General features: G+C 64.7%; 4 protein-coding genes and 2 pseudogenes. 4 read left to right on the top strand and 2 right to left on the bottom strand.

Features of this window, described 5'->3' with window-relative positions; translation table 11 throughout:
• Window positions 1-49 precede the first annotated feature (49 nt).
• On the bottom strand, window positions 50-868 hold the full coding sequence (locus IF89_RS46500; RefSeq protein ID WP_158718057.1) for a hypothetical protein: 819 nt from the start codon (window positions 866-868) through the stop codon (window positions 50-52).
• Between the two features lie 450 nt (window positions 869-1,318).
• Between IF89_RS46500 and IF89_RS48370 the strand changes: the two are divergent.
• Both IF89_RS48370 and IF89_RS46495 read left to right on the top strand, forming a co-directional pair.
• A pseudogene (locus IF89_RS48370) lies at window positions 1,319-1,478 on the top strand (transposase); the annotation flags it as partial.
• Between the two features lie 855 nt (window positions 1,479-2,333).
• Window positions 2,334-2,957: a 4'-phosphopantetheinyl transferase family protein gene (locus tag IF89_RS46495; protein ID WP_158718056.1), complete on the top strand. Its 624-nt coding sequence runs from the start codon at window positions 2,334-2,336 to the stop codon at window positions 2,955-2,957.
• Between the two features lie 119 nt (window positions 2,958-3,076).
• Here IF89_RS46495 and IF89_RS49200 read toward each other — a convergent pair.
• Window positions 3,077-4,166, bottom strand: a pseudogene (locus IF89_RS49200) (IS256 family transposase); the annotation flags it as partial.
• Between the two features lie 149 nt (window positions 4,167-4,315).
• On the opposite strand from IF89_RS49200, the gene IF89_RS46490 reads away from it, so the two are divergent.
• The gene (locus IF89_RS46490; RefSeq protein WP_158718055.1) at window positions 4,316-4,684 is read left to right on the top strand and encodes a hypothetical protein; all 369 of its coding nucleotides are present in this window, start codon (window positions 4,316-4,318) and stop codon (window positions 4,682-4,684) included.
• Window positions 4,685-4,810: 126 nt separating this feature from the next.
• On the top strand, window positions 4,811-5,011 hold the full coding sequence (locus IF89_RS46485; RefSeq protein ID WP_051808060.1) for a hypothetical protein: 201 nt from the start codon (window positions 4,811-4,813) through the stop codon (window positions 5,009-5,011).
• The last annotated feature ends 1,323 nt before the right edge of the window (window positions 5,012-6,334 follow it).

Genomic DNA, 6,334 nt, shown 5'->3' with positions numbered 1-6,334 from the left:
CGGCGCATGCGCCGGTGCGTGCGCCGCTATGCGCGGGGTGTGCCGGGGATCAGCTGACCTGGATCATTCCGTAGCCGTGGGAGACGGGGGAGTCGGACGCGTTGCAGGTGACCTGGACGGGGAAGGGAAGGCCGTTCTGTGAGCTGTTCACAATGGCGGCCTTTGCCTCGTAGGAGCCGTCCTGGGAGCTGTTCATTACGATGTCTGCGTCGGATGCGAAGGCCGGGGAGGAGACCCGGGAGGCGGTCCTCTGGTTGCCGCAGTAGCCCGTGACCGTCACTTGCTGTCCTGGCTGTGCGGGGTTCTTGTCGATGAACATTCCGGCGGTGTTGGAGCCGGTCTGGTCCCGTGCTGTGGTGATGAACAGTTCGCGGGCGGCCTCGTTGGCGACGACGGTGATGTCGCCCTGTTCGTCGTCTACGTGGTAGGCGGTGTTTCCTGAGCCGTCATCGGTTACAGAGATTTTTGCGGAGCCGTTGAAGTTGGCCTGGTTGGTTGAGAACTGCAGCTGTACTCCGCTCTGCTGGCCCGGTGTCGTGACCAGGCTGAAGTTTTCCATGCAGCCGGACCCGAAAGATCCCAGAGCGGGGGGCTTGCCGTCGCACTGGTAGGCGAAGGGGCCGTTGTAGGGGGCTATGGTGCCGCCGTTGATGTGGCTGATGTTGTCCAGCCTCAGGAGGTAGGGGGAGGCGTTGTAAACCTGCCATGACTGGGCGCTGGACTGCGCAGGTGCGGCAGCTGTCCCGGTGGGAGCCGTGGCTGTGGCGGGGGTCGGCGGTGCTGTTGAGGCCGAGGCTGTGCCTATGGCTGCGGTCCCGCACAGTGCGGCACCGGCCAGTACAGTCGCTATTTTCATCCTGATATTCATGTGCCGGCCACCTCTGGGTCGAATCGGCATGCGGTAGCGCCAGTTTTCCACCGGCACGGCAGCCGGAGCGTCCTCAGATCAGAGGACAGCGCGGGGGAGTGGGCAGCGGTCACTGGGAGGACAGGCCCGGCCCTCTATTCGGCACCCCGGCGGTCAAGGCGGTACCGGCACCGCCCTCAGTGCAGGCCCCAACCGGGGCGGCGCGGGCGGCAGCGCTGATCCCCACACCGCAGGGGGAGGCGGCGGGCACCAGTTCGGAAGCGGCGCTGGTGCAGGCGGCGGGAGCGGCGGAGGCAGCACCGGCAGCAGCACTGACACACCGGTTCCTGGCCAGCCGGGACAGCAGGGGAGAGGCGGTGCCCGTGGGGAATTACGTGACCGCGGAGTGGGAAATTACGTGACGCGGAGCGCGCTCCACCTGGGGAATTTCGTGATCGCCGACAGTCACGAATATCCGCTCACCTAGCAGAGGTCTACGGGGCGGAGGTCTCCAAGCAGACCATCACCACGATCACCGACGCGGTGATGTAGGGCATGGCCGAATGGCAGTCATGTCCGCTTGACCGGCGTCTATTCAGTGGTCTTCGTGGACGCGATCAACGTGAAGATTGGGATCGTGGGTGGCGGGGGTCATAGTCCTGGCCGTCGGGAACACGGACGCTTCTTCGATCAGTGGTTCGAGGTCGAGGGAAGCGCCAGATGGCAAGGAGAACGTTCAACGTGGTCGATGTGACCGAGATCTACGTCCACTGGTATGCGGTCCCGCTCGAAGAATTGAGAGACTCGCCGTCCTTCCAGCGCCGCCACAGTTCCCGCTTCCGCATCCGACAGCCCAGGACGCCCCAACCGAGCCACGAAGTCCCACCAGCAGATCAACACCGAAATGATCAGGTGTTGCGCTGACGGGTTGAACTCACCAAGGGGAGGCTTCAGTGCTGGACGGACCTGTCGCGGCATGAACCACCTCAGCCGATCCACAACTCTTGACTATCGCTACCCCGGACCTCAAGGGCAAGGCTCTGTCCACGCTCCCTGCCCTGCAGAAGGCCATTTTCAGGAGAGGCTTTCCGCCTGGTTTTCACAAATTCACCTAGTTGCAGGATGTGCACATCCTTTGCCGTGCTCGAGGCTTTCGAGCACGGCAGGTCGGTGCTGTACTGCCCATCAGTTGCGGCATACCGGCAAGCAGCCGGTGATTGATGGCTCTATGGAGGGGGCTACCATGACCCGTCCTATTCCCATCCCCACTGCTCCGGGTGACCACTGCTGCCGGGGAAACCCTCCTGACGACCCCAGGTCTCAAGTGCCATGCCGTGGTTTAGCTCCCCGCTCGCGTCCCCTACAGGGAGTGGCAGAGGTCAATGGCCCGCAGGTCGGGACAGCGCCCCGCCTCACTGCCGATCTGCCCCCGCGACTTCCCCGCGATGTTCCCCTGAGCCGCCAACTTCCTGTCAATATCCGCTGGTTGAACCTCGATCAGGATCCCGCTCCCTGGTGGTCCCTGCTCAGCGAGCCTGAACGCATCAGGGCCAAACGGCTGCCCGCACCCTTGGTCCGTTCCCGCTTCATCGTTCGCCGGGGACTGCTCCGCGCCGTGCTGTCCGAACACCTTCTGCTTGCGCCTCGGGAGATCTTCATCGGCACGGACCCCCGGGGCCGCCCCTGTCTACCCGGCCAGCCCGGGCTGCGGATCAGCACCTCGCACTCAGGGCCGCTGGGTGTGGTGGCGCTCTGCCCTGCGGCCTCTGGCCACCCAGGCATCGACGTGGAGAAGGTGGTGGCCCAGCGCCTCACTCCCGGCATGCTGGCCTACGTCCTCACACCAGCCGAACACGACTTCCTCAGTGAAGTCCACCCTTCCGCGCGTCCCACCGTCTTTCACACCATGTGGACGGGCAAAGAAGCCGTCGCCAAGGCCACCGGGTGGGGGCTGGCCCGCTGCTTCCCCTCGGTCGACGTCCTGCCCGGCCCTGGCGACGACTGGTTCGCCAGGCACACCGGCCGCAACTGGAAGTTGAACAGACTCACTGCGCCAGACGTCGGATACACCGCTGCACTCGTCACGATCGGTGAGGTCCCACTGCCATGACCGCTGTATTTGCTCCATCTGTCAATCGAACGGTGTATCGGGGGTGGTTGGCGCTAATGACGGGCTGTGGAGAGTCGGCCGTCGAAGGTGATGTCGAAGGCGTTCCGTGCGGTTTTCTAGCGCATCGTCCAGCGGGCCTGGCCCTTGCCGGTGGGGTCCAGAGACATGATCGCCGTGTAGACGGACTTCAGGACCGCGGTCTCGTTGGGGATGTGTCCACGGGCCTTGACCGCCCGCCCGATCTTGGCGTTCACGGACTCGATCGCGTTGGTGGTGCAGACGATGCGGTGGATCTCGGTGTCGAACCGGGGGAACGGCGCGATCTCCTCCCACGCGTTCTCCCACAGCCGCACAATCGCTTCCGGCCCCAGGCGTCGGCGAACTCGGCGAAGCGCTCCAGGGCCACGCCGCCGGTCGCGGCAGTGCAGACGGGCTTGATGAGCTGCACGATCTTGTCCCGCTCCTGGTGGGCGGCATGGGAAAGGAGTCCCGCAGCAGATGAACCACGCAGGTCTGGACGGTCGTGCGGCGCCCGACCGTCTCGACCGCGGGCAGGCCCTTCAGGTCGTCGCAGACGAACATGAGGACGTCGTTCACGCCGCGGTTCTTGATTTCGGTGAGGATGCGCATCCAGTGCTTGTCGCCCTCGCTGGCGTCGCCGGCCCACGGCCCCAGGATGACCCGCCGGCCCTCGGCAGTGACGACGCAGATCGGTCGGTTCGCGACGGCGCCGTCGCGGATCTTCACGTGGATGGCGTCGATGAAGAGCACGGGATGGACGAGTCGAGGGGCCGGTTATGCCACTCGGCCATGCCGTCATGACCTTTGACCTCAGCAATGTGGGCCTGGACGTCGCCGGTTGTCAGGCCCTTCGCGGAGAGGAAGATGACCATCTTGTCCCCGCCGGACAGATGCTTTCTGCGGACGATCTCCGGCTAGAAGGACCCGTCGCGGTCGCGGGGCAGGGATATCTCCACCGGCCCGACGCCCGTCAGCACGGTCTTCGCGCGGTTGCCGTTGCGGGAGTTGTTGCCGCTCTTTCCGGCCGGGTCGTCCTTGTCATAGCCAAGGTGGTCGGTGATATCGCCCTCGAGGCGGACTCCAGCAGCTGCTTCGTCAGCTGTTGCAGCAGACCGCCTCGCCGGTCAACCGGAGGCCCTCGGGCTGGGCCAAGCCGAGTTCGTCGATCAGCCGGTCCCCCACCGCCACCGACGGCTAAGGGTCTGGTGTCTCACAGGCCTCGGCCGCGGCCATCGGCGCATCTTCCTTGATCGGGAGTTACACCGAACGAATTACAGTCTCGGGGCAGCTTGATGTGTCAATGTAAGTGCTGTACAGAGAAGGAGTACTCTTCGGCTATGCAAGATCCGCTTGATTTCCCCTTGCATTGGTATCTCAGTCGACGTGACTTCGGCGGTTGGGCGAGCACGCCTGTCGATGGAGCAGCAATTGAGCCGCTCGTCTCGTCACTGGGACAGGCCGGCGAGCGTTATGATGCGGTCGAAGAGGTCGGCGACGTCGCCAAGACCTTGGTAGGGTCGCAAGTGATGGATTGCTGCGGCGAGGTGCTGTTCGGCACGGGTGGAGCTGATGGTGGGGTAGATATCGAGGAGGGCATTCCACTGGGTGATGGCAGCGTCGACGTGCCCCATACGCAAGTGGATTTCAGCGATACGGGCGCGAGTGAGGACCGCAGGGAGTCGTTCTTTTCGAGTGCGCAGGCGTAGGGAGGTACTTAATGCCCTTAGGGCACCAGCGGGGTCTTTGAGAATGGCTGCCACCTGGGCGCGTTGGTAGTACACGGCACCAGGTGGGTAGCTGCTGAAAGGCCCCGGGTCAGCGGCAGCCCGTGCATGCAGGTCTTCGGCACGGGCGAGGGCGGCCATGGCGGCGCGGGGATCGTCACGGGCTCTAAGGACAGCCAGGTTGACTTGAGTGTAGGCGCGGACGGCGAGGGGGGCATGCTCGGCGTGCCGGTCGGCCCGTTCGGCGAGATGCAGCACCACTCGGTCGTCATGGCCGAGGTTGTGAGCATGAGTAGCCATCTTACGTAGGCCTACGGCGAGGGTCGCATGGTCACGGGCGTCGGCGGCAAATCGGGCGGCGATCTGGTGAAAGTGCTGAGCAGTAGTGTGGCGGCCACTGTCGGCACACATGTCGCCCAGTAGTAAAACGAGTTGTGCGGCGGCAGTGAGCTGACTGTGATGGTTGCCTGTGCGGAGTGGGCGGTATAGGCGAGGAACAACTTCGTGGGCCACATAGGCGGCTAGGGCGGCACGGATGTGCTGGCCGCCGAACTCGTCACCGCAGTCTGCAAATACCTCAGTCATAGAATGCAGTTGATGCAGGCCGCTCGGCTCCCCTTGATCTATGGGCCGTGGTGATTCATTTGTTGCCGCTGACACAATTGGGGTGTCAACTAGATCACTGAAGTCTAGTGCTGTGGCCGTGAAGACTCCCTCACTTGGCAGAGCCCTACGGAATGGGTCGAGCTCCGACTGAGTGAGATGGATCAGCTTGCGAAGAGGGTCGGCGTCCCAGGCAGGATCCATGATCACGGCGGGGGCCCGGGTGAGACCGGCCTCGTGTGCGGTGATGGGGCGACCTAGCCGATGGGAGAGGCATTCCAGAAGCAGGGCGGGGATCGGAGGCCGTGGTTGTGTGCCATCCAACCAGCGTTTCACTGTGGTTGGATGGACGCTTAGTGTCAGGTTTTGCTCGGCGGCTACGTTGCGCAGGGCCGCAGTGACCTGAGCGGGGCTCCAGTCGGCCGCCCTGATTAAATGAGCTAATCGCGTGTTCGGTGCGCGCGACATACGTGCCTCCCGCCCGGTGCAGCGAGGTGGTCACCGCCGTGGCCTGACAGATTCTCTGCGAGAATACGCTTGACGCGCACCCGTCAACAAGCCTCGGTGCGTGCAAATCTCCCCGAGTGGAAACTGTGCAGCCGCTGTTGCCCCGGCCCGTGCTGGGGCGGCCCCCGTGTCGGCTTCTGTCAGGCTGCGGCGTCCGTCCGGCGCGCCGGCTGTTCCCGGCAGTGCCGTGCTCCCACATAACCCGTGCGACCCGCTTGCGCTGGCCGCCAGGTCCTGTCGGCGTAGTCCGGCGGTGACGCGCGGGACGCCGTAGTTTCCCCGGGACGCGATGTGGACCATTGTGGTCTCGTGGGCCAGGCCTCATCCGCCCGCCGCCCCGCTTCGCGGGCCCCCGGCCCCGGCCACCCGCGCGTCGTACGCCGAGCGGGCGGCCTTCACCCACCCTCCCCGGCGTCTCCCGGATTAGGCAGTGTTTCTCGGATCATGTGCGGAGCCAGATGATGAGGGCTGCGAGGGTGACGGTGCCGAGGGAGATGTAGGCCCGTTTTTCGTAGCGGGTGG

It is taken from the genome of Streptomyces sp. NRRL F-2664, assembly GCF_000719345.1.
Lineage (GTDB): Bacteria > Actinomycetota > Actinomycetes > Streptomycetales > Streptomycetaceae > Streptomyces.
Note: the sequence above shows the minus strand (reverse complement) of the source record. Positions and strands in the feature narration are given on the sequence as shown.

What these genes read in the sequence shown, in the direction of transcription:
- IF89_RS46485 (WP_051808060.1), top strand. Translation starts at nt 4,811, where the DNA reads ATGCAGGTCTTCGGCACGGGCGAGGGCGGCCATGGCGGCGCGGGGATC.
- IF89_RS46500 (WP_158718057.1), bottom strand. Translation starts at nt 868, where the DNA reads ATGAATATCAGGATGAAAATAGCGACTGTACTGGCCGGTGCCGCACTG.
- IF89_RS46490 (WP_158718055.1), top strand. Translation starts at nt 4,316, where the DNA reads ATGCAAGATCCGCTTGATTTCCCCTTGCATTGGTATCTCAGTCGACGT.